This window comes from Kistimonas asteriae (assembly GCF_018263925.1).
Classification (GTDB): domain Bacteria; phylum Pseudomonadota; class Gammaproteobacteria; order Pseudomonadales; family Endozoicomonadaceae; genus Kistimonas; species Kistimonas asteriae.
In genome coordinates this window covers 146,995-170,055 of sequence record NZ_JAEVHF010000007.1, presented here as the reverse complement: position 1 = coordinate 170,055, position 23,061 = coordinate 146,995, and the positions used below count along the sequence as shown (strand labels likewise).

The 23,061-nt window shown below is 51.6% G+C and carries 23 protein-coding genes and 1 other RNA gene; 15 read left to right on the top strand and 9 right to left on the bottom strand.

Translation table 11 applies throughout. The features are described 5' to 3' along the window. Positions 1-6: 6 nt before the first annotated feature. Together KHS78_RS10180 and KHS78_RS10175 are read right to left on the bottom strand one after the other, a co-directional pair. Positions 7-597, bottom strand: coding sequence for a GNAT family N-acetyltransferase (locus KHS78_RS10180; protein ID WP_211827986.1), 591 nt, complete (start codon positions 595-597; stop codon positions 7-9). A 15-nt stretch (positions 598-612) separates the two neighbouring features. Then, on the bottom strand, positions 613-1,149 hold the full coding sequence (locus KHS78_RS10175; RefSeq protein ID WP_211827984.1) for a hypothetical protein: 537 nt from the start codon (positions 1,147-1,149) through the stop codon (positions 613-615). A gap of 149 nt (positions 1,150-1,298) precedes the next feature. On the opposite strand from KHS78_RS10175, the gene KHS78_RS10170 reads away from it, so the two are divergent. From KHS78_RS10170 to KHS78_RS10155, 4 genes are all read left to right on the top strand, one after another. Further along, positions 1,299-2,324, top strand: coding sequence for a DUF2860 family protein (locus KHS78_RS10170; protein ID WP_211827982.1), 1,026 nt, complete (start codon positions 1,299-1,301; stop codon positions 2,322-2,324). Positions 2,325-2,418: 94 nt separating this feature from the next. Next, complete coding sequence (locus KHS78_RS10165) at positions 2,419-2,637, top strand: hypothetical protein (RefSeq protein WP_211827980.1); 219 nt, start codon at positions 2,419-2,421, stop codon at positions 2,635-2,637. A gap of 123 nt (positions 2,638-2,760) precedes the next feature. After that, positions 2,761-3,900 (top strand): acyl-CoA dehydrogenase family protein, encoded by a 1,140-nt coding sequence (locus KHS78_RS10160; RefSeq protein ID WP_211827979.1) that lies wholly within the window; start codon positions 2,761-2,763, stop codon positions 3,898-3,900. 347 nt (positions 3,901-4,247) lie between these two features. After that, the gene (locus tag KHS78_RS10155) at positions 4,248-5,330 is read left to right on the top strand and encodes a class I adenylate-forming enzyme family protein (RefSeq protein WP_211827977.1); all 1,083 of its coding nucleotides are present in this window, start codon (positions 4,248-4,250) and stop codon (positions 5,328-5,330) included. Positions 5,331-5,495: 165 nt separating this feature from the next. On the opposite strand, the gene KHS78_RS10150 is transcribed toward KHS78_RS10155, so the two are convergent. The 4 genes from KHS78_RS10150 to KHS78_RS10135 all read right to left on the bottom strand — a co-directional run bounded on the left by KHS78_RS10150 (position 5,496) and on the right by KHS78_RS10135 (position 8,700). Beyond that, the gene (locus KHS78_RS10150) at positions 5,496-7,223 is read right to left on the bottom strand and encodes a WD40 repeat domain-containing protein (RefSeq protein ID WP_211827975.1); all 1,728 of its coding nucleotides are present in this window, start codon (positions 7,221-7,223) and stop codon (positions 5,496-5,498) included. A 190-nt stretch (positions 7,224-7,413) separates the two neighbouring features. After that, positions 7,414-7,821: a transfer-messenger RNA gene (gene ssrA / locus KHS78_RS10145) on the bottom strand. 78 nt (positions 7,822-7,899) lie between these two features. Continuing rightward, positions 7,900-8,382: an SsrA-binding protein SmpB gene (smpB, locus tag KHS78_RS10140; RefSeq protein ID WP_211827973.1), complete on the bottom strand. Its 483-nt coding sequence runs from the start codon at positions 8,380-8,382 to the stop codon at positions 7,900-7,902. A gap of 159 nt (positions 8,383-8,541) precedes the next feature. Further along, on the bottom strand, positions 8,542-8,700 hold the full coding sequence (locus KHS78_RS10135; protein WP_211827971.1) for a hypothetical protein: 159 nt from the start codon (positions 8,698-8,700) through the stop codon (positions 8,542-8,544). A gap of 51 nt (positions 8,701-8,751) precedes the next feature. Here KHS78_RS10135 and KHS78_RS10130 point away from each other — a divergent pair, with 51 nt between their 5' ends. Genes KHS78_RS10130 through KHS78_RS10120 form a run of 3 tightly spaced genes read left to right on the top strand, consistent with a single transcriptional unit; the run spans position 8,752 to position 10,888 of the window. After that, positions 8,752-10,125, top strand: a complete 1,374-nt coding sequence (locus tag KHS78_RS10130) for a sodium-dependent transporter (protein WP_211827969.1) — start codon at positions 8,752-8,754, stop codon at positions 10,123-10,125. Between the two features lie 15 nt (positions 10,126-10,140). Beyond that, positions 10,141-10,572, top strand: a complete 432-nt coding sequence (locus tag KHS78_RS10125; RefSeq protein ID WP_211827967.1) for a type II toxin-antitoxin system RatA family toxin — start codon at positions 10,141-10,143, stop codon at positions 10,570-10,572. Next, positions 10,565-10,888, top strand: coding sequence for an RnfH family protein (locus KHS78_RS10120; protein ID WP_211827965.1), 324 nt, complete (start codon positions 10,565-10,567; stop codon positions 10,886-10,888). Before KHS78_RS10125 ends, KHS78_RS10120 begins: the two co-directional genes overlap by 8 nt. Before the next feature lie 76 nt (positions 10,889-10,964). On the opposite strand, the gene KHS78_RS10115 is transcribed toward KHS78_RS10120, so the two are convergent. Further along, positions 10,965-11,414 carry an outer membrane protein assembly factor BamE gene (locus KHS78_RS10115; protein WP_211827963.1) on the bottom strand — a complete coding sequence of 150 codons (450 nt, stop codon included), beginning with the start codon at positions 11,412-11,414 and terminating at the stop codon, positions 10,965-10,967. A gap of 84 nt (positions 11,415-11,498) precedes the next feature. Between KHS78_RS10115 and fur the strand changes: the two genes are divergently transcribed. Beyond that, positions 11,499-11,903, top strand: coding sequence for a ferric iron uptake transcriptional regulator (gene fur / locus KHS78_RS10110; protein ID WP_211827961.1), 405 nt, complete (start codon positions 11,499-11,501; stop codon positions 11,901-11,903). A gap of 297 nt (positions 11,904-12,200) precedes the next feature. Next, entirely contained in the window at positions 12,201-12,629 is a 429-nt protein-coding gene (locus KHS78_RS10105; protein WP_211827959.1) for a hypothetical protein, read from the top strand. A gap of 42 nt (positions 12,630-12,671) precedes the next feature. Here the strand turns inward: KHS78_RS10105 and recN are convergent, their stop codons facing one another. Continuing rightward, positions 12,672-14,354, bottom strand: a complete 1,683-nt coding sequence (gene recN / locus KHS78_RS10100; protein ID WP_211827957.1) for a DNA repair protein RecN — start codon at positions 14,352-14,354, stop codon at positions 12,672-12,674. 275 nt (positions 14,355-14,629) lie between these two features. Between recN and grpE the strand changes: the two genes are divergently transcribed. The 4 genes from grpE to KHS78_RS10080 all read left to right on the top strand — a co-directional run bounded on the left by grpE (position 14,630) and on the right by KHS78_RS10080 (position 19,857). Beyond that, on the top strand, positions 14,630-15,250 hold the full coding sequence (grpE, locus tag KHS78_RS10095) for a nucleotide exchange factor GrpE (RefSeq protein ID WP_211827955.1): 621 nt from the start codon (positions 14,630-14,632) through the stop codon (positions 15,248-15,250). A gap of 282 nt (positions 15,251-15,532) precedes the next feature. After that, positions 15,533-17,467, top strand: coding sequence for a molecular chaperone DnaK (gene dnaK / locus KHS78_RS10090; protein ID WP_211827953.1), 1,935 nt, complete (start codon positions 15,533-15,535; stop codon positions 17,465-17,467). Positions 17,468-17,665: 198 nt separating this feature from the next. Continuing rightward, positions 17,666-18,805, top strand: coding sequence for a molecular chaperone DnaJ (gene dnaJ, locus KHS78_RS10085; protein WP_211827951.1), 1,140 nt, complete (start codon positions 17,666-17,668; stop codon positions 18,803-18,805). Positions 18,806-18,972: 167 nt separating this feature from the next. Next, a complete protein-coding gene (locus KHS78_RS10080) occupies positions 18,973-19,857 on the top strand; it encodes a hypothetical protein (protein WP_211827949.1) in 885 nt (294 codons plus the stop codon). 9 nt (positions 19,858-19,866) lie between these two features. Here the strand turns inward: KHS78_RS10080 and pdxY are convergent, their stop codons facing one another. Next, positions 19,867-20,733 (bottom strand): pyridoxal kinase PdxY, encoded by an 867-nt coding sequence (pdxY, locus tag KHS78_RS10075; protein WP_211827947.1) that lies wholly within the window; start codon positions 20,731-20,733, stop codon positions 19,867-19,869. Positions 20,734-20,862: 129 nt separating this feature from the next. Between pdxY and dapB the strand changes: the two genes are divergently transcribed. Together dapB and carA are read left to right on the top strand one after the other, a co-directional pair. Continuing rightward, positions 20,863-21,666, top strand: a complete 804-nt coding sequence (gene dapB / locus KHS78_RS10070) for a 4-hydroxy-tetrahydrodipicolinate reductase (protein WP_211827945.1) — start codon at positions 20,863-20,865, stop codon at positions 21,664-21,666. 260 nt (positions 21,667-21,926) lie between these two features. Beyond that, positions 21,927-23,057 carry a glutamine-hydrolyzing carbamoyl-phosphate synthase small subunit gene (carA, locus tag KHS78_RS10065; protein WP_211827943.1) on the top strand — a complete coding sequence of 377 codons (1,131 nt, stop codon included), beginning with the start codon at positions 21,927-21,929 and terminating at the stop codon, positions 23,055-23,057. Positions 23,058-23,061: the final 4 nt, after the last annotated feature.

Genomic DNA, 23,061 nt, shown 5'->3' with positions numbered 1-23,061 from the left:
CTGTGGTCAGATACAGTTACCCAGGCTGAAATGTTCAGGCGATGTCGAAAGTATGGTTTTCCAGGCGTCATCGGTCTTGAGCAGTGAATAGATACGATAGTCCAGTAGCCCGTAGTCGTTTTTAACCCAGGATTGCAGCATACCTTCGATATGAAACCCGACTCGTTTGAGAAAATGGTGCATATAAGGATGTTCAGGTACAACCTGCGCTTCAACGCGATGTAGCTGTAACTGGCTGAAACCATACGCAATAATGGCTCGGCCCGTTTCATACAGAATATTCTCTCCCCAGAGCTCGGGTAATACTTCCACCATTAAAGCAGCAGAATTATTCTGGTGATTAATATGTTTGAACCCAATCCGACCGGTAAACCGTTGACTGGTTTTTTCTTCAATCAGCCAGTAAAGCGCCGTGCCTGATAAAACATCCTCATTCATGGCTTGCAGGACATGATTGGCTTCATGTCGGTCACTCACGGGATGCGCAGGGTGTGCGGTGACGACTTTTTCCTCTTTGAGCAGGGTGTAGAGACTATCAGCATCATGCTGATTGAAAGGGCGGAGGCGAAAGCGGGTTGTCTGAAGGACCGGTACCATTGCAGCATTTGCCTCTCAGTGTGACGGTTGTTGTATCGTTCGTGTGTAGATGCTGACATCACAGTAGTGATTAGGACGTAGCTTGTAGAAATCCCGCAGGTGTGATGTTGGATTGAAACCGAGGATTTCCAGTGCACCGGTCAGTCGTATTTGGTCCGAACGATCCTCAATAATCTGGTAATGCACACTGTGAAGTGACAGCAGTTCTTTTGATAGCTGAACGATGCTGGCAAGGGTTTCAACCAGTGTGTTGTCTGTCAGCGCCTGCCAGTTGTCGATTCGAATGAATGCCCGTCGTGCAATGGGTTCTATCCCATAAATATGGATAATTGCCTGAAGTCGTTCATGCTGCGTCAGTCCGAGAATAAGCCCTTGCTGATTATCGGAAAGCTGTTCTGCCATCCGGACAAACTGGCTGGCTTCCTGGGTTGAATGAATGGCGGGTTGCTGCTGTGTGTTATCCGTCTGGTAAATGCTTGCTATGGCCTCACTGTCTTCATAAGCCAGAGGTTTAAGTTCTGCAGTTGCCAGTGGAATAGCCGGTAGCTTCATGGAACGGCCTTGTTTTTATTAGTATTTGCCCTGCTTAAAACCATAAAGTAGTCGCAGAATATTTACAATCTCCAGACGTGGTCGTTTAAATGATTAGGCTATCATTGAAAGATTTTTCAATAATAACGTTCACACAAGGCTATCAATTAATGCGTAGAGTAACGGTTGGTATGGCGGGAGCTTTGACCCTGAGCGCAAGCTTGGGCGCTTATGCGCTTGGCCCGATGCCAGATGAAAGTGGTTTTTCGGGGTTTGTTGGCTTTGGTTTGGGCAATACGACGTTGAAGAGCAACATCGTTGCCGGTACCGCGATGGGTGATATTGGCAATGACAGAATCTATGATCTGGGTTCTGCCAAATCCGAATCAAAAACCTCTGGTTTCTTCAATGGAGAGGTGCAGTACACCTGGGCAGATTCGAAAACACAGGTCTTTGCCGGTAACTCTTTGGAGAACTGGTTGCGTTATGACTTTTCCAGCGAGCTGGGTGTACGCCGCCAATATGATGGTATTGGCGAATTTTCAGTAAGCTACCTGTTTTCCAGTGTTCCGACCAAGGTCTGGAAAGACCCGTACAAGACAGACGGCAAGCGTAAGGATACCGATCGTACCAGTAGTGGTGCGCGCGTCGGCTGGGGCAACATCATGGGCAGTAATTTCCAGGTGCGCCTTTCTACGCGCAAGGTGGAGATTGATAATGAACAGAGTGGTGAAGAATCCAGCCTCAGTCTGACGCCCGCCCAGCAGCGGATGCTGTCCCGTGAAGGCGATATTCGCTCCGCCGAAGTGCTTTACCGTCATTCGCTGGGTAATGGGCATTTCTTCATTCCATCCGTTCAGTACACCCGTTATGACCTTGATGGCAAAGCCATGGCGGCTGACGAGTATATCGTCCAGCTGAGCCATGCCTGGGGTAACAAGCAGTGGCAGACCGTGACCAACCTGGTTTATGGCCAGAATAAGCACGACAAGGCCAATCCCATCGCCGAGTTTGGTGGTAAGACGCAGGAAGATGATATCTACGGTGCATCTTTCTCGGTCTTTTACAGTGAGCCGTTTGGTTGGAAGAACTGGCGCGCCATGGGCAGCCTGGCAGCCTTCCGTGCAAGCTCCAATATTGATTTCTACGACACTAACATCACATCTGTTTCAGCCGGTCTGCTTTACCATTTCTAATAGCAGGGTAATTCATATTCCTGCTTGATCTCTGTTCCCATATGCTGATACAAACGGCTCAGGTCGTTTGTATCAGAGTAGGGTGATCCTCAAAATGAGCAAAATTGAACGTAATCGCTTTGGCGGCAAGGGTGGCTATTCCATCATCCGGGCAGAGCGGTTTGACAGTGACGGTAATCTAAAATCTGTCGCTTATGAAGTGGTTGGTCCGGAAGGCGATTTCTTTGACAGTTTTTCCGATCTGGATAGAGCCATGCGACTGCTTAACTCGCTGGTGGGCGAGCCGGAGGAAGACGACGCGTCGTTTTACTGAGGTCGTTTTATCAGTTTCTGCCATGTATTTTGACTGAATACGCCAGCGACATAGCCATTGAATGTCGCCAGAATTTAAGACCGTAGCCATTTAATAATAACAAGAGAAAACGGGTTCGGTCTTATGATTCCACGCACGGTCTATGAGCCAGAACATGAAATGTTTCGAGACAGTGTCCGGCGCTTTCTTGAGAAAGAAGCGGTTCCTTTTCATGGCGATTGGGAAAAGGCCGGGCAGATTGATCGCGCGTTATGGAAGAAAGCCGGAGCGCAGGGCTTCTTATGTCCGACCGTGCCGGAAGCCTTTGGTGGTGTCGGTGCGGATTTTCGTTATAACGCAATTGTTGATGAAGAAGTTGCCCGTCTGGGTCTGACAGGCATTGGTTTTGGTCTGCACTCCGATATTGTTGCGCCTTATCTTATCCATCATGGTTCCGAATTCCTCAAGGAAAAGTACCTGCCGGGAATGGTCAGTGGTGACATTGTGACCGCCATTGCCATGACAGAACCGGCTGCAGGGTCAGACCTGCAGGGGGTTAAAACGACAGCGGTACGGGATGGCGACCATTACCTGATTAATGGTTCTAAGACGTTTATTACCAATGGCCAGCTTGCGGATATGGTCATTGTCGTCTGCAAGACCGACCCGGCAGCGGGTGCCAATGGTACCAGTCTGTTTGTTGTAGATGCAGGTGTGGAGGGCTTCAGCAAGGGCCAGAATCTGGAAAAAATCGGAATGAAGGCGCAGGATACCTCGGAACTGTTTTTTCAGGATGTCCGTGTACCCCAGGAAAACCTGCTGGGTAAAGCCGGGATGGGGTTTGCCTATTTAATGCAGGAGCTGCCCCAGGAACGGCTGTCCGTTGGCGTCAATGCGGTAGCTAATGCGGAAGCGGCGCTTGAATGGACGACTGAATACGTCAGGGAGCGTGAGGCCTTTGGCAAGCCGCTGGCGAAATTTCAGAATACCCGTTTCAAATTGGCAGAGCTGGCCACAGAGGTGTCGGTTGCCAGAACGTTTCTTGATCGTTGTTTGGATCTTCATATTCAGGGGCAGTTGGATGTGCCAACTGCTGCACAGGTTAAGCTCTGGTGCACCGATATGCAGTGTCGTGTATTGGATGAATGCCTGCAATTGCACGGCGGTTATGGCTATATGTGGGAATATCCCATTGCCAGGGCCTGGGCTGATGCTCGTGTGCAACGTATTTATGCGGGGACCAATGAGATTATGAAAGAGATTATTGCCCGCTCGTTGGTGTAAGACGCAAATAGCGTTCTACAAATGAGAAACGTTTCAGTGGTCAAATAAGGACAAGCCTTGTTTGGCCGTTGACTGAAAAAAAACCTGAAGATAGTCTTCCACACTGCACTTCCGACTAATGCCAACAGAATGATAATAAGGGGCTGACAGTGGAAAGACCATGTAACCTGTACGCCAGGCAAGTGATGGCTTTTCACCTGCATACATCGCGATTCCAGCGTAAGTATTCTCATTCTATTCTTTCCTTGTCTGGTGGTTTTCCCCATCCCGCCCCATGTTATTGGCGTGGTTTTCGAAGCCCTGACTGATCCCTATTCCAACTTCCAGCCCTTGACAGGACAACAAGTATGCAAGCTTTCAGGCGTGAGTATATTGCGTTTAATGAGCGACACGGAATGTGGGGAGAAGAGGAGTCTCTGGATACATTGTTCCGCCGAACAGTAGCGATTCATCCTGAACGGATAGCTCTGGTTGACAGTGGTGCGCAACCAGGAAGTGGGTCGCCAGTACGCTATAGTTACCGTCAGCTGGCGGATGCCGTGACCCGTGTCAGTGCCGCACTTTTTCAGGCAGGTGTCCGACAGCATCGGGTAGTTTTGATTCAAATGACCAGTGTCGCGGATGCCATTATTCTGAAGCTTGCCATTGCCCGGTTGGGTGCGATTGCCTGCACAATTCCTGAAGGTTTTACAAGAACAGAGTGGCGGCTGCTGTTGGCGGCTATTGGGCCTGATGTTATTGCGCTTGTCCATGGAGGAGACGCTGTCGGCGAGTCTCAGAAAAAGTGTTGGCCGGACTTACCTGAACACTGCCTGCAATTTTCATTTTCTGTTGATGCGTCCACAACAGATGTTATTCCATTGGATTCCCGTTCTGAGTATGAGAAAACGCAGCTCATTCAGCTGGGTGAATATCTGGGCAGTATTCATCTGTCGCCAGATGACTACTTTACCCTGTATCCATCAATGGAGTCTCTTGACGGTGTTGAGGCGCGTCTGAGAATTGTGCCTGGTAGTCATTCCCATTGGCAGGGCGTTGCGTCGTTTATCTCGGAAAAGGCTGGGATGAAAAATGGTGATGTTCTGGTATGCCCTTATATTTGTCAGGAACCCTTGGTGACCGGGGTGTTTTTGTATAACTGGTTGTCATCGGGTGCCCGTCTGGTGCTGACCGGCGCGGAGAATGCAAAAGAATACTTTAGTTGTCTTATGAGTGAGCAGGCAACGTTCTCCTTGATAACCGTTACGTTAGCCAATCAGCTTGAAGAAAAGAATGGTTTTTTTGTTTCTGGCGATCTGGGTTATTTAAGGTCAATGGTGGTGCTGCCAGAAGACTGTGAGGAAACCCGGGTTGAATCTCTGGTTTCCCAGCGAGGTCTTGTTCCTATACCGCTCCGGGCAACGCAAGGCACCTTGTCAATTGTTGGGTGATCGGTGGGCGTTGCTGAGCCTGAATTAGGCTCGTCAAGCGTTTGATCGGCTTGGTCATCTTGGTTTAGGTGACGTTAATGCGATTGATGTCATGTGCCACTTTGTAGGTGACGTGGCAAATAAAACGGCTTCTATGGTTGTTAAATGTCTGTGTTGAAGGCGCTGCTATACATTACCTTCCGTGTATTTTCCCGGGTACATTGCCATATCGCAAACGATAGTTGTTTTATCGCTTGAACTTGAGAGTAAGTAGCAATCATCCGTTTCATGTAAGTCCAGTACAGATTCTTTATGAGCATTAATGGTGCTGATACATTCGCCTTCGTTCTTAAGCAGGTTGAAGTTCCATATCTCGATGATACCGCTGGTTAGACCTATAGCGACCAGGTTGTTCATGAACAGCCCTTTGATAGCCGTTACTTTTCCAGGGTTTTGGGGAGAAAAGTTCCAGGTTTTCCCGTTGGAATCGTCACCTCCTTCGGCGACGAGTGGTGTTTTAGGGGCAGGAAAAAGATAAAAGTGGTCACTGTCGGGTGAAGCCAATGTGGCTTCCTCTGATGCTACGGCCTCATTGGAATCATCATGTGTTTCACTTTCCTCTGATAAGGATTCAGAGTCAGGTCTGTATGGGTTTGGTGTTGAGGCGCTAGACGAGCCGGGGTGACCAAAAACAGAGATAAGTATGCCGCTGCCTGAAAGTTCACTGATAAGTGAAATTTCTCGCTCCCCTTCCTTTGGTCCAAACACTGTTAAAGATTGCTCAGGATGGTTTGCCTGCCTGTCCGGATCCCAGAGTCTATGGGTTGCGTCATCTGAGCAGGACACTAATAGATCACGGTTTAATGAGGGGGAAAGTATCATGTTGATGCAATCTACATGTCCTTCCAGTTTGTTGATAGGGAGGAATTGAGAACCAGTACTGGTGCTATTCCATATGTAGATATTTCCATCATCCGTAGCGGCAGCAATACGATTGCGCGATAGAGGTGCCATGCAGGTCAACATCTCTTGTTCTCTATCGTCTTCTGATTCTTCGTTGTCATCGGCTATTGTTAGATTTCGGATACGGTAGACATCTTGGTGCTCTTGGTTGTGATGCCATAATCTCAAAACTCTATCGGCAGAAATAAATGTGTTTTCTGATATGCAGCAAAGAGCATGCACAGGATTGTTGCTCTGGTCTTTGTTTTTGACTGTATAAGTTGTGTGGCATATTGGAGTGCTCATTTGCCTGGCATCCCATACGCGAATTGTGGAATCATCAGAGCCCGTTATGATTGTCTGAGTCTTGGGTGCAGGTATATGAATCGCACAGTTTACATCACCCTGATGCTCCGATAGCGTTGTGACCTGCATGATCGTCTCATGGGGTTTTTGGGTGTTTAGCCAGTGTCGTAGAGCTATCAGGTTATTGGGGGATTCATTGCTCCACTGAATAATAGAATCTTTAAAGTAGAAGTTTGTCAGAAAGGGTTTCCAAATTGAATCAAACTGCTCTGAGAGTGCGGCACTGTCTAATGTTGATATTTGGCGTTCTGTAGCATCGATAAGGTGCAGGTTTTCCTTGTATTCTTTAGCTGTGTCGAGATCGGTTCGCATTGCAATGGAATGTAAAATCTGAGAGTAATTTTGTTCTACTTCAATTGTTCTAAGTCTTGTGCTCATAGTGGTAGTGTGGAATCTGTTGCGAAAATCACTCTCTGTTACTGCCAATGTTTGTTTTATTGTAGTTTCTGGCTGATTTTCTAATCGCTTGATGTAAGTTGCTTCTGCCAAGGTCTTAAGCGATGAAACGATTCTTCCGGAAATGCAGGTTCTTTTGAGCTTTTTCGATCCTGATGCCCCTTCCTCCTCCATAGGTCTTTTAAAGGACGTGCCTGCCACTGGTTCCATGTCTTTTTCCTTGAGCTGCGATAAAACTGGAACTGTATGGGGAGGAGGATGGGGAGTCACTGACGGCTAAGCTGCTATTGCTAACAGCTTTGGTTTCGATAGGTGATATGACGCTTGGTATCGGTGATGTTAGGGCGTCTGTTTTTAGGGGCATAAAAAAACCGACGTTTGAAACGTCGGTTTTTGGTGTTGGTGGAGGCGGCGGGAATTGAACCCGCGTCCGCCGATACTCCGCCCTTGGCTCTACATGCTTAGATCCGCCTTTGATTTAATTCTGCAACGACCCAGCGGTCGGGGTGAAGCAGAACGAGCCTGTATTGTTTTAGTCGATCAGTCCCCAGACCAGGCTTCACGACGAGTCTGTTTGCTTTGACGATCAGTAACCCAGTCAACAGACAAACCGGGAAGATCGAACGAGTGCTGGTTTTAAGCAGCAGTTAATGTTTTAGGCAGCAGCTGCCGCCATGTTAAACATAGGCTCGTTTTTTGGTTGCATATTGGCAACTAAAAGGTTTGTAGTGTTTTGATTTACGAGAACCACTACGTCCTCGACATGCACCTTGGGTTTCGTCACCGCCGTCGAATCCAAATCGCCCCCGGATCGAAACCTTGCCAGTATTCTACTCTAAAACACAGGCATAAAGTCAATAACTATTAAGCTATTGATTTTTAATGCTTAATTCCCTTTATGCATAACGCGCTGTTTTTCGATATTCCACTCACGCTCTTTGGTGGTGGCGCGCTTGTCGAACTCTTTCTTGCCGCGGGCCAGTGCAATCTGAACCTTGATCAGGTGCTTCTTCCAGTACATCTTGGTGCAGATGCAGGTATGCCCTTTTTGCTGGGTGGCACTGAAAAGCTGCGCCAGTTCCCGCTTGTGCAGCAGTAATTTGCGATCTCGCAGTGGGTCGGCCACAACGTGGGTGGATGCCGTCTGCAATGGAACAATGGAGGCGCCGATCAGCCAGGCCTCGCCGTCTTTCAGGAGTACATAACTGTCAACCAGCTGCACCTTGCCCTGGCGGAGGCTTTTGACTTCCCAGCCGGACAGGGTAACGCCTGCCTCGAACGTCTCATCAATGTGATAGTCGTGACGGGCCTTCTTGTTCGCTACGATAGTTGAGTCGCCGCTACCGGCTTTTTTGGGTTTCTTTGCCATGGCGGAGAATTATACGTGCAGAAACCATAAAAGCCATGATACCGATGAACGAAAAGTGTCAGAAAACACGCTTTTGTCGGTAATGCGCAGTGGTTTAGTGGTTGTACCTTATAGGCAAGTGGTTAGAATGTGCCCTGAGTGTCCGGCGTAGTGTTTCCCTCATCTGCATCGCTCTGGCTGATAACGCGTCAGTAGTAGCTGCTGTAGACGGATCTGGTGCATTAACCCCGTATCAAGACGAGCCCGCTGCCCGTGGTAATCCCGCGATGGCGGCGACAGGATGGCGATGATCGGACGCTCACCACTCTTAGAGGGCATCAGTCCCGACTGTTCACAGGCAACGCAGTAACCGTCTGTTCGAGGATTTACATGGGCGATCAGAAAACAGCAGCACTTGGCACCTGGGCCAACCGATGGACCTTTATTCTGGCGGCGGCAGGTTCCGCCATCGGTCTTGGCAATATCTGGAAATTTCCTTTTATCACGGGCGAATATGGTGGCGGGGCGTTTGTCCTGGTCTACCTGGTCTGTATCGCGCTGGTCGGCATTCCGATCATGATGGCGGAAACCGTTCTCGGACGGCATGGCCGGCATAGTCCGATAGTCACTATGAGGGAACTTGCCCGGGAGTCTGATGCGGGCAGGGGCTGGTCGCTGGTCGGCTGGATGGGCGTTCTGGCGGGCTTTCTGATTCTGTCTTTTTATAGTGTGATTGCCGGTTGGGCTTTAGCCTTTACCTGGGATATGGGGGCTGGAGTCCTGATGGGGCTCACTGGTGAACAGGTCGGTGCACACTTTGATGCGCTGATTGCTGATCCAGTTCGCCTGACCTTTTGGCATACCCTGTTCATGGTGCTGACTGCATTGGTGATTGCCCGTGGTATCCACAAAGGTCTGGAAAACAGTGTACGGGTGATCATGCCGTTGCTGTTTGTGCTGCTGATCGTGCTGCTTGGCTACAGCATTGTTGAGACCGATCAGTTTGGCCGTGGCTTCTCTTTCCTGTTCTCCTTTGATTTCAGTAAGCTGACCTGGGAAGCCGTGCTGGCGGCGATGGGGCATGCATTCTTTACGCTGAGTCTGGGTATGGGCGCGATTATGGCTTACGGCGCTTACATGCCGAAGAGCGCTTCCATTGGTAGCACAGTGATCACTGTCGCGGTGCTGGATACTATTGTTGCCCTTGTAGCGGGGCTCGCTATCTTCCCGATTGTTTTTGCGAATGGCATGGAGCCGGGTGCTGGTCCGGGGCTGTTGTTCGTTTCCCTGCCGACAGCCTTTGGGCATATGCCGGGTGGTCAGGTGTTTGGTGTGCTGTTCTTTGTGTTAGTGAGTCTGGCAGCGCTGAGTTCCTCTATTTCTCTGATTGAGCCGGCCGTTGCGTGGGCGACGGAGCGTTTCTCCATGAGTCGTCTGGTTGCAACATCCCTGTTCAGTGCGCTGGTCTGGCTGATTGGTATGGGTACCGTATTCTCATTCAACCTGTGGTCCGGTGAAGAATATCAATGGTTCGGCATGACCGTGTTTGAATTGTTGGATTTCGTCACGGCCAATATCATGCTGCCGCTGGGTGGATTGCTGATTGCCATCTTTGCGGGTTGGATCATGAAGCGCTCCGTGGTGTACAAAGAGTTGAACCTCTCGCTGGTCAGGTTTAACCTCTGGCGGGCGCTGTGCCGGGTGATTGCACCGGTCTGCGTGTTCGTTATCTTTGTTGCCAATCTTTACAAGGCGATTGCCTGAGGAACGCCGTCACGGATGAAAACGATTCAACGGTCTGCGCTGGTGATGCATTCTGCCAGCGCGATGTATGGTCTGGTGAATGATGTGACTGCCTACCCCCAGTTTCTGCCCTGGTGTGTCGGGACGGAAGTGCTGGGGCGGGGCGACGACTGGATGGAGGCACGGGTCGATGTCAGCAAGGGCGGCGTCACCCAGAGCTTTGTGACCCGTAACAAGCTTGAGGTCGACCGCTTTATCGAAATGCGCCTGGTAGAAGGGCCGTTTACGGCGTTGTCCGGAGTCTGGCACTTTAAGCCGTTGATGGAAGATGCCTGCAAAGTGGTATTGGATCTGACCTTTGATATGGATAATGCCATGCTGAAATCCACCGTAGGCAAGGTGCTGGATCAGGCGGCCAACCTTATGGTGGATGCGTTCTGCAAGCGGGCAGATGAAGTTTATGGTTGAGGCTACGAGCGTGACTGAAATCCACGTAGAAGTCGCGTATGCCCGCCCGGATCGGCAGGCTATTATCCCGGTCACGGTGCCGGCAGGCGCCACGGTTTACGATGCCGCCATCGCATCAGGGATAGTGGGGCAGTTTCCTGAGATTGATCTGGAAACGGCCAAAATGGGGCTGTTTGGAAAAATGGTTGCCAAGCCCCGTGAGCAGGTATTGCAAGGTGGGGATCGGGTTGAAATCTATCGTCCCCTGATTGTCGATCCGAAAGAAGTTCGCAAGCGCCGGGCTGAAAAAGCCCGGTTGGCCAAGGAGTCCGATTAGTCATCGGGTTTGGGTGTGATATAAAAAAGGAGGCTATAAGCCTCCTTTTTTATATCCTGAAATACCTTATTCCCGGTTAAAGTTCATCTTCAGCCTGTTTTTTCATGATGCTGTCTGCAGCATCCTGAGCATCACTTTGTGCGTGAGTGCTGGCTTCCTGGTTGATCTCTGGACGGAAGTCACCGGTGAAGCGGGTCAGCTTGTCTTCGTCGAAGAAGAGGGACAGGGTCTGCTGGGTACGCTCTTTGCCACCTGGTTTCAGGGTGTAGATGTAGTCCCAGCGATCCTTGTCGAAGCTGTCAGGCAGCAGAGGCGTGCCCATGACATAGGCCACCTGACTGCGGGTCATGCCCGGCTTGAGTTGGTTGATCATATCCTGGGTAATGATATTACCTTGCTGGATATTGATCTTGTAGACTCCGGGAAAGCTGACCATCGTGAAGTCGCTATCGTCAGAGAACCAGGAGCAACCGCCCATTAACGCTGCAGTTATAGTCAAGGCCGGTAATTTCAGGTACTTTTGCATCGTCCAGGGACTTCCACTATCTTCGACGGAAATGAGATAATGACAATTTATACATTTTCAGGGGTTAAATAAAGGATTACTCAGTTGGAAAATCAAGAGCTGCGTAAAGCCGGGCTGAAAGTTACCCTGCCCCGCGTAAAAATTCTGCAGATTCTGGAAAGTGCAGATGACCGCCATATGAGTGCTGAAGATGTATATAAGGCGCTGATCGAGGCGGATGACGATGTCGGCCTGGCAACGGTATACCGCGTACTGACACAGTTTGAGTCAGCAGGCTTGGTGGTGCGCCATAATTTTGATGGCGGGCACTCCGTCTTTGAACTCTCCCGGGGTGAGCATCATGACCATATGGTCTGTATGGAAACCGGCAAAATTGTTGAGTTCACCAACCACGAAATTGAGCGTATCCAGAAAGATATTGCTGAAAAGCATGGTTATGAGTTGGTGGATCATAACCTGGTTCTTTATGTCCGCCCCAAGAAAAAATAACGGATAACGATCTCAGATCTGTTGGGGCTGCCTGGTGTGGTCCCTCGTCCAACGCCCTTGGTTGCCGTTGATATCGGTCATCCAGCGCTTTCTGCTTGCCTGCTCCTTTCTTCAATTTCAGTGCTATCTACAAGTCATGTGTCGTTAGGTTGTTAAAAAATGATGGCAATAGGCTGCAGGTCTTTGCCTTATAGGGCTATCATCATTAGGAATGGCATTGATGTTTGACTAATGACGAAAAATAACGATCCGGTGATGCATATGTCATGGAGACAGTGCTGCATACTGACAGTTTTGATGGCAATTCTGTCATTGCCCGCCAACAGTGACTGGCGCCATTATGGAGCGCTGGACATACTGCCAGATATGATGATTGCAGGAAATATTGTTGCACCAACACTCGCTATATTTGTGGCGCAGGATCGAAGTGGTGACTTGTCGCTGGTGATTACGCTGCCCGCCAAAGCCGGTGTGGCTGATACGGCAGATCTTATTTTCACGCTACCGGAAAAGAAACCTTATACTACTGAGTTCCATGTGCTGCGGCGAACAGACACCCATATCGTATTGAAAACCGGTGATGTTGATTTGATTGCGGCACTCTCTGGATTGCAAGGCAGCTATTCCTATGTGGACGTCAGTAGTGAACACGCTGGCCAGCATCGTTTTGACCTGAGCGGTATCACAACGGCGTTGTTAGGGCTGGCGACCGCCAGCCTGGAATAGGCACGTATTTCTTTTTCTTTCCCGAAAGTATTGCTGGTGCGCTCAGCTGGCTGTTGATGTCTGAGCGCGCTCGATCATCTCTCGTGCATGAGCCACAGTGTGGTCGGTCAGTGTTACTCCGCCGAGCATACGGGCAATTTCCTGGGTACGACGTTCTTCCTGCAGCTCATGGATCTGTGTGCGCGTTGTGGCCTTGCTGTGTTGCTTGGAAACATGCAAGTGCTGATGGCCCTGTGAAGCGACCTGTGGCTGATGGGTTACGCAGAGCACCTGACCATGGCTGCCCAGTTCCCGCAGCAGGCGACCCACAATTTCTGCTGTGCCACCACCGATACCGACATCCACTTCATCGAAGACCAGTGTGGGGATCTGACAGCTTTTGGCTGTGATGACCTGTATCGCCAGACTGATGCGCGACAGCTCTCCGCCAGACGCTACCTTGTGCAAGGGGCGGGCAGGCATGCCGGGGTTGCTGGTGACCAGGAACTGAATGTCCTCATTGCCGTGGGGGCGGAACTCACCGTTGATGGTGGTCAGCTCGACTTTGAATTCTCCGGCAGGCATACCCAGGTCGCGTATGTGACGGATAACGGCTTTGGCCAGTTTCAAAGCACCTTTCTGGCGTTTGACGGATAATTTGTCGGTTGTCGCTTTATACTGTTTCTCCAGTAATTGGAGTTCTTCCTGAAGCTGATCAATCTGGTCATCACTGTTTTGCAGGGATGACAGTTCGTTCTGCAATTCCCTATGTAAGGTATGCAATTCAGAGGGCTGGATATGGTGTTTGCGAGCCAGTGAATAGATGGCGGATAAACGCTTTTCTATTTCGGGCAACCGTTCAGGGTCATCATCGAAACCATCCATGAAGTGGCGTAATTCGTTGCAACATTCCTCGACCTGAATCTGCGCAGAGCTGATCAGTTCAATAGCATCCTGTATGGGCTGACTGTCGAGATTTAATTCGGCAAGCAGATTCTGGCAGGCGCTGAGCTGGTGCACGATATTGCTGTTATCGTCCTCTGCGCAGAGGGTCAGCACCTGGTCACAGGCTTGCAGAGAGCTGGTGGCATTGGCCAGTCGCTTCTGCTCTTGTTCGAGTTGCTCCAGCTCATCTTTGCCCAGGTTTAGCTGTTCCAGCTCTTCTACCTGATAGCTCAGAAGTTGAAGACGGGCGCTTTGCTCTTCGCTGGCGTTTCTAAGGGTTTGAATGCGTGTATGGCAATGGTGCCATTGTCGCCAGATCTGGCTAACCGTTGCCGCCAGTGCGTTGCTTCCGGCATAACCGTCCAGTAGTCGGCGGTGGGTGGCGGGTTTGAGTAGCGATTGATGTTCATGCTGGCTATGAATATCCAGCAGCATTTCGCCAATCTGACGTAAATCGGCCAGCGGCGACGGTGTGCCATTGATGTAGCCGCGGCTGCGCCCTTCGCGGGTGATGGTACGGCGAAGAATGCACTCGTCACCTGCATCCAGTTCGCGGGATGCCAGCCAGGCTTGTGCGTCAGGGCAATGAGCAAGATCAAAGGTGGCGCGGATATCGGCGCGCTCGCTGCCGGTTCGGACACTGTCAGGTTCGGTACGGTCGCCGATGGCGAGTCCCAGGGCGTCAAGCATAATGGACTTGCCGGCGCCGGTTTCGCCGGTAATAACGGTCATGCCCTGTGTAAGGTCAAGGTCCAGCTGGTCAACGATGGCGTAGTTACTGATGGACAGATGAGTGAGCATCGCAGCGCGTCCGCAGGGTTATTCCTGATTATTTATACAGTATTTTTTAAGGGGCGCAAGTCGTGAATTTCATTTTTATGGGAATAGTGCCTGCATTTTCCCAAGCTGTGGTGGTATCCCTTTGTCAGTCGGAATGACAGGGTTGTCAGGGTAGGCTCGCAATTATTTCTTCTTTTACGGCTGAGCCTTGAATCGTCACAAACTGCCCCCATATCGCGATGCATTACCAGATTTCATTGACACGTGCAGTCAATTAATAGAGTCGGAGATTCGAAATGGCGGAAGACGATATCAAAACTGAGCAAACCCCATCTGAAGCAGAAGAGCAGGTTAAGGCTCAGGCCGCTGCCGACGATCAAAAGACCGGTCCGGTAGAAGGGGCTGAAGCGGCTGAAGAGGGCAATGCTGAGGTTTCCCTGGCAGCGCTACAGGCTGAACTGACCAAGGCGCAGGAAGAGTTAGGCAAGGCGCAGGATCAGGTGATGCGCGTCCATGCTGATGCCCAGAATGTGAAGCGTCGTGCGCAGCAGGATGTGGAAAAAGCCCACAAGTTCGGCCTGGAGAAGTTTGCAGAGTCATTGCTGCCTGTCGTCGACAGCCTGGAACGCGGACTGGAAAGTGCCGATGCCGCTGAAGGCAGTCATGAGGCGATGAAGGAAGGCATGGAGCTGACGCTGAAGCTGTTTCTGGACACCCTACAGAAATTCAGTGTTGAGCAGGTGAATCCGGTGGGCGAGCCCTTCGACCCACAGCTACACCAGGCCATGAGCCAGATTGAAAGCCCTGACCAGGAGCCTGGTTCGGTGCTGAATGTGTTCCAGAAGGGCTATACACTGCATGGTCGCCTGATTCGTCCTGCCATGGTGGTGGTGGCCAAGGCGCCTGCCGCGGTTTGAGCGGCTGAGAGGCCTGGGAATTCGCCTGTTTGATCGGCGGATCAAAGAGATTTGAATTTAAGCCTTGAAATGATGACAGACGGTTCCCATATAGCAAAGCAAGAGGCCAGTAACCGGGTGTAAGGTCAGACTGACGCGTCCCGGGATGCGACGGTACATTGATCGGTGAGACACACTGAGACCGGGCTGGCATGGCAGCATGCCACGGAATTCACAGTATTTGTAATTGTAATTAGATGATTCAGACCTTCGCACAGGCGAAGCGATGAGAGAGGGTTTTCAATGAGCAATAACAGCAAAGGCAGAATAATCGGCATCGACCTGGGCACCACCAACTCCTGTGTGGCAGTGATGGACGGTGGTCAGGTCAAGGTTATCGAGAATGCTGAAGGCGCACGTACTACGCCTTCCATCATCGCATACACCAACGATGGTGAAACGCTGGTCGGTATGCCGGCCAAGCGTCAGGCGGTAACCAACCCGGATAATACCCTGTACGCGATCAAGCGTCTGATCGGTCGTCGTTTTGAAGACGATGAAGTTCAGAAAGATATCGAAATGGTCCCTTACAAGATCGTCAAGGCCGATAACGGTGACGCCTGGATCGAAGCCAAGGGTCAGAAGATGGCACCGCCGCAGATCTCTGCCGAGATCCTGAAGAAGATGAAGAAGACTGCGGAAGACTACTTGGGTGATAAGGTTACCGAAGCAGTCATCACGGTACCGGCTTACTTCAACGATGCTCAGCGTCAGGCAACCAAGGATGCTGGCCGTATCGCCGGTCTGGAAGTCAAGCGGATCATCAACGAGCCGACAGCTGCAGCGCTGGCCTACGGTATCGACAAGAAAGCCGGCGATCAAACCATCGCCGTTTATGACCTGGGTGGTGGTACGTTCGATATCTCCATCATTGAGATTGCCGACGTTGACGGCGAGCACCAGTTTGAAGTGTTGTCCACCAACGGTGACACCTTCCTGGGTGGTGAAGATTTTGACATGCGCATGATTAATTATCTGGCGGATGAGTTCAAGAAAGACCAAGGGATCGACCTGAAAGGCGATCCGCTGGCCATGCAGCGTCTGAAAGAAGCGGCTGAGAAGGCGAAGATTGAACTGTCTTCTGCCCAGCAGACCGACGTTAACCTGCCTTACGTCACTGCCGATGCAACCGGTCCCAAGCACCTTAACGTCAAAGTGACCCGTGCCAAGCTGGAATCACTGGTAGAAGACCTGGTTGCCCGTTCTCTGGAACCTTGCCGTCAGGCGGTCAAGGATGCGGAACTGGATCTGTCCAGCATTGATGAAGTCATCCTAGTTGGTGGTCAGACCCGTATGCCGATGGTTCAGCAGAAAGTGGCTGAGTTCTTCGGTAAGGAAGCCCGTAAGGACGTCAACCCGGATGAAGCTGTAGCCATGGGTGCTGCGCTGCAGGGTGGTGTACTGTCCGGTGACCGTACCGACGTACTGCTGCTGGATGTGACGCCGCTGACCCTGGGTATTGAAACCATGGGTGGCGTGATGACAGCGCTGATCGAAAAGAACACTACTATCCCGACCAAGAAGTCGCAGGTGTTCTCTACTGCGGAAGACAACCAGAACGCGGTAACCATTCACGTTCTGCAGGGTGAGCGTAAGCGTTCCGGCGACAACAAGTCCCTGGGCCAGTTCAACCTGTCTGATATTCCTCCTTCGCCTCGTGGCATGCCGCAAATCGAAGTCTCCTTCGACTTGGACGCCAACGGTATTCTGAACGTGTCTGCCAAGGACAAGGCCACCGGTAAGGAGCAGTCCATCGTCATCAAGGCCTCTTCTGGTCTGAGTGATGAAGAGATTGATCAAATGGTCAAGGATGCTGAAGCGAATGCTGAGGAAGACCGTAAGTTCGAAGAGTTAGCGCAGGTTCGTAATACCGCCGACGGTTTGGTTCACGCAACCCGTAAGACTCTGCAGGAAGCCGGTGACAAGGCAACCGAAGAAGAGAAGACCGCCATTGAAACGGCTGCCAAGGAATTGGAAGAAGCGATCAAGGGCGATGATAAGGCGCTGATCGAGGAGAAGACCAACGCGCTGAGTCAGGCGTCTGCGTCTCTGGCACAGAAAATGTACGCTGAGCAGTCTGCACAGGGTGAAGGCGCTGAGCAGCCTCAGGGTGAAGGCAAGAAAGACGACGACGTTGTCGATGCTGAGTTTGAAGAAGTCAAGGACGAGAAGAAGTAAGTCCGCCTGCTGCATGCAGAGCGCCATCAACAAAACCAGTCCGGTTACGGGCTGGTTTTGTGGCGAGATACCATACGGCAACGCGGGCTTTGGTCCCGCGTTGTCGTTTATTGAACAGCAGCCATGAGCGCAGATCAGGCTGGATACACATTGAAGTACAGGCACTGCGACGCGCAGCAGGCACCAGGTTGAGTGGTTATGTCCAAAAGAGATTACTATGAGGTGCTCGGGGTTTCCCGGGACGTCGGTGAAAAAGAGATAAAGAAGGCTTATCGCCGTATGGCGATGAAGTTCCATCCGGATCGTAATACCGGCGATAAGGAAGCGGAAGAAAAGTTCAAGGAAGTGAACGAGGCTTTCGAGATCCTGTCTGATCCTCAAAAGCGTGCGGCTTATGACCAGTATGGCCATGCGGGCGTTGATCCCAATATGGGGGCAGGCGCTGGTGCCGGTGGCTTTGGTAATTTCAGTGATATCTTCGGTGATGTATTCGGGGATATCTTTGGTGGCGCAGGCGGCGGTGGGCGCGGACGCTCCAGTGTTCAGCGTGGTGCAGACCTGCGTTATTCCCTGGACCTGGATCTGGAAGAAGCCGTTCGCGGTACGACCAAGAAAATTCGGATTCCTACACTGGTTGAGTGCAATACCTGCCACGGTTCCGGTGCGAAGAAAGGCAGTTCACCGGTTACCTGTTCTACGTGTGCAGGTCATGGCCAGGTGCGGATGCAGCAGGGCTTTTTCACTGTTCAGCAGACCTGTCCAGAGTGTCATGGCTCCGGTCAGGTGATCAAGGATCCCTGTCCTGATTGTCACGGTGAAGGACGCATCCGTGAATACAAGACACTGTCTGTGAAAGTGCCCGCGGGTGTCGATACTGGTGACAGAATTCGCTTGTCCGGTGAGGGCGAAGCGGGTGCCAACGGCGGCCCGGCCGGCGACCTGTATGTCCAGATGGAAGTGCGTGAGCATCCGATTTTCCAGCGTGATGGCAAACATCTCTACTGCGAAGTGCCTATTTCCATTATTGATGCGGCACTGGGTGGTGAGTTGGAAGTCCCAACGCTGGACGGCAAGGTCAAACTGAAGATTCCAGCAGAAACCCAGACCGGCAAGATGTTCCGTATGCGTGGCAAAGGGGTTCCGCCAGTACGTGGCGGTGGCGTCGGAGACCTGATCTGCAAGGTCATGGTGGAAACGCCAGTTAACCTGACGTCTCATCAGAAAGACTTGCTCCAGCAGTTGCAGAAGTCTTTTGAAGATGAAAGCAATAACCACTCGCCTCAGAAGAAGTCATTCTTCGAGGGGGTCAAAAAGTTTTTCGATAATATGACGTCCTGAGTGTCCCGTTGAACGATGAAATGGCCGGCAATATTGCCGGCCATTTTTTTTGCGTGAATAACGCGCATTGTGTCAGTGAAGTAGTCGGGCACAGGGAAAGCGACTCAAGTATTTGCAGTGCTGCGCGAAGAACTTACTACATAGTGCAACTATAAGGTGCCCGCAATATGTCGCGCATCAATACCTTCTTTGGCTCTCCGTCTTCTGTTCGGCGGTTTCTGCTGCAAGCGACGGTGGTGTTTGTCACTGTTTTTCTATTCACGGTGGCGGTGAGTCAATGGTTGGGTATACGAACGGGTGACGGGGTGCAGAAGGCTGATGCCCGTGATAGCAACACGGAGACGGTCTTCATGTGTTCTGCAAACCCCAATGCCAGTCAGTGGGCAAAAAAGCCGGTTAATCTGAATCAGCCCCATTTTATTGAGAGCGGCGATGAAGGGATTTATGAAGTTAACCGTTTTGAAGGCACACCGGTAGAGAGTAGGCAGAAGCAAGCTGCTGATGAGTTGGTCAGTCAAATTCGTCAGACGGTTAGTCTGCGGCGATGGCACGATTTTGAACAGGCAATTAATGACGGATTTTCCTGGTATCTGCCAGGGCACTATGCAAAGAAAGAATATCTCTACGATGACCAGGTTATGAATCCAGAACGCCCGGAAGTGCTTATTTACAGCGGTAAGCGGCTGATTGGGGCCATGTTTCTGGCGACCTGCGAGTCCTGTGATATCAACCGTTCAGGTCCCCAGCCTGGCGGGGGGCTGACGCAGTGGCATTATCACATATTCAACTTTAATTTCTGTTTTCCGGACCGCCTGCCAGAGCATGAATTCAGCCTGGCTTTGCCTGGCAGTGACGGACTGTGTCCATCCGGTGTTCTGACCAATCGGACGCCGGAAATGATCCATGTCTGGTTGGAGGATCATCCGGATGGGCGTTTTGCGTCTGATGATGGCTTCTCTTTACCACCGGTTGACCAGGCCTGTGCCGGTGAAGATACGGGGACTTATCCCTGTAATATCTCTGTCCGGGATCAGCCTGGCCACATTCGCTGATTGATGTTCTTAGCGAATGTCTGTGACATCAACGGCAGTAAATGTTTTGGGTGGTGCGACCAGAAAATCCTGGGCCGCTATCAGCGTCAGCTCACGGCTTTCAGCTCGCCATGTGGTTTCAAACAGGGCGTAGATGGCTCCGGCAATATGCTCCAGTGCGGAACGGACATTTCGGTGCTTGAGGTAGTGCGCCAGGAACAGTGCTGTCGTGGCATCACCGGAACCATTCAGAGGTATTGGAAACACCAACTTCGGGGTTTCGACCAGCCAGGCGCCATCGTTGCTCACTGCCAGCATTTCAATCTTGGTTGGGTCCGTGTTTTCCCGTTCCAGGCTGGTGACCAGGACGATATCGGCCCCGGTTTCCCGCAGGGCATGGGCCGCAGACAAGGCGCTGTCCAGGTTTGTGACGGCCTGCCCGGTCAGTAATTCCAGTTCGAACTGATTGGGTGTCAGGATATCTGCGTGGGTGATCACATTATCCCGAAAGAATTCGGGGATACCTTCACGAACAAACACGCCACGGCCATAATCGCCAATTACAGGGTCACAGCAGTAGATGGCTTCAGGGTTGGCGGCTTTAACTTTCTCTACAGCTTCAAGAATGACGTCGCCAATATCGGCTGAGCCCATATAGCCAGACAACACGGCACTGCAGTTCGGTAAAGCACCACGCTCTTCAATGCCGGTGATGACATCACGGACAGTATCTGCCGCAATCACGGGGCCGCGCCAGGCGCCATGACCGGTATGGTTGGAAAACATCACGGTATGTACTGGCCAGACCTCAAGCCCCATACGCTGGAGCGGGAAGATCGCGGAGCTGTTGCCGGCATGGCCGTAAGCGACATGGGACTGAATCGACAGAATATTCATGGATGAACTGCTTGTTACGGATAGGAAACATTGCGCCGCCTTGCTAATAAGGGGCGCGGGGTTGCTGTTTGCACTGTAGCGGTTAGACTCCATGCCTTTCAACTGCATAGATCAATAAGAGGCAGAGACATGACAAACGTTGCTGTAGTTGGTGCCGCCGGTCGTATGGGAAAAACACTGGTTGCCGCGCTGCATCAGACTGAAGGTGTCAAGCTGACCGTTGCTGTTGATCGTCCGGACAGCTCATTGATCGGGGCGGATGCCGGTGAGTTGGCCGGTATTGGAAAAGTGGGTGTGAGTCTGGTGTCAGACCTGTCTGCTCATGTGGCGGACTTTGATGTGGTCATTGATTTTACTGCCCCGGATTACACGCTCAAGAATGTTGCCCTGTGCTGTGAACATGGCAAAGGGATCGTTATCGGTACGACCGGGTTGAGCGATGCGCAGAAAGAAACGCTGAAAGCATCTGCTGAAACCACTCCTGTGGTATTTGCGCCCAACATGGGGGTGGGTGTGAATCTGGTGTTCAAGCTGCTGGAAATGGCGGCGAAGGTGCTGGGAGATGATGTCGATATTGAAGTCATTGAAGCCCATCACCGCCATAAGGTGGATGCACCATCCGGCACCGCATTGAGAATGGGGGAAGTGGTTGCAGAAACCCTGGGTCGGGATTTGAAAACCTGCGCGGTCTACGGACGTGAAGGACAGACAGGTGCCCGTGATCGTAATACGATTGGTTTTTCCACCGTCCGGGCAGGTGACATCGTCGGCGAGCATACGGTGATGTTTGCTGCTGAAGGTGAGCGGGTAGAAATTACCCATAAGGCCAGCAGTCGAATGACGTTTGCCCGTGGCGCCGTCAGGGCGGCCGCCTGGCTGGCGGGTAAAAAACACGGTCTGTTTGATATGCAGGATGTGTTGGGGCTGCGTTAGTTGTCAGCTGCAGGTCAGTGATGCTTGCAGATTGGTTAGTGTGTTGCTAAGGGTGAATAGGTATTTATAGCTATCAGGCCAAGCTTCTGGTAGGATGCTGAAAATTTGCGCCGGGTTGGGTCAGGATGACTGACTCGGGAAAGAATAAGGCGCATTCAGGCAGTATTCATGAAAAAGCGAGATGGAACTTGGTTGCATCTCGCTTTTTTACGACCAGAATAACAGTGCAGCAAAAACGCAGTCAGTACGGGGAGGACGCCTTGAGCAGACCAGCCATTCTCGCTCTGGAGGACGGAAGTATTTTCCAGGGGGTTGCCATTGGTGCAGATGGTGAAACCAGTGGTGAGGTGGTATTCAATACCGCCATGACCGGATATCAGGAAATTCTTACCGATCCTTCTTACGCTCGACAAATCGTTACTCTCACCTATCCCCACATTGGTAATACCGGCACTACGCCTGAAGACGAAGAAGCGTCTCAGGTCTGGGCAGCCGGGCTTGTGATCCGGGATTTGCCGCTGCTCGCCAGCAATTGGCGTAACCAGCAGTCGCTTGATGAATACCTGAAAGAACGCAATATCGTTGCCATCGCGGATATTGATACCCGTCGGCTGACCCGTATTCTACGGGAAAAAGGCGCCCAGAACGGTTGCATCATTGCCGGTAAGGCTGCTACTTCCGAACGAGCGCTTGAGCTGGCTGGCCAGTTCCCCGGTCTCAAGGGAATGGATCTGGCGAAGGAAGTGACAACTGATACAACCTATCCATGGATACAGTCCGTCTGGCAGCTGGAGACGGACAGCCATCCCGATCAGGCTCATGCGGATTTCCATGTGGTGGCCTATGACTTTGGTGTGAAGCGCAACATCTTGCGTATGCTGGCGGCTCGTGGCTGTCGGTTGACCGTGGTGCCTGCCCAGACATCGGCCGCCGATGTGCTGGCCATGAATCCCGACGGTGTCTTTCTCTCCAATGGACCGGGCGACCCGGAGCCTTGCGATTACGCCATTGAAGCCATTCAGACCATTCTGAAAACGGATCTTCCCGTATTTGGTATTTGTCTGGGGCATCAGTTGCTGGCGCTGGCCAGTGGTGCAGAAACAGAAAAGATGAAATTCGGGCATCACGGTGCGAACCATCCGGTTCAGGATTTGTCTACTGGGGTAGTGATGATCACCAGCCAGAACCATGGGTTTGCGGTGTCAGAAGGCAGTCTTCCAGGCTACCTCAAGCCTACACACAAGTCCCTGTTCGATGGTTCGCTGCAGGGGGTTGAGCGTACTGACCGGCCGGCGTTCAGCTTCCAGGGACACCCGGAAGCGAGTCCTGGTCCCCATGATGTAGCGCCACTGTTCGACCGCTTTGTCACCATGATGGCGGAACGACGATAAACCC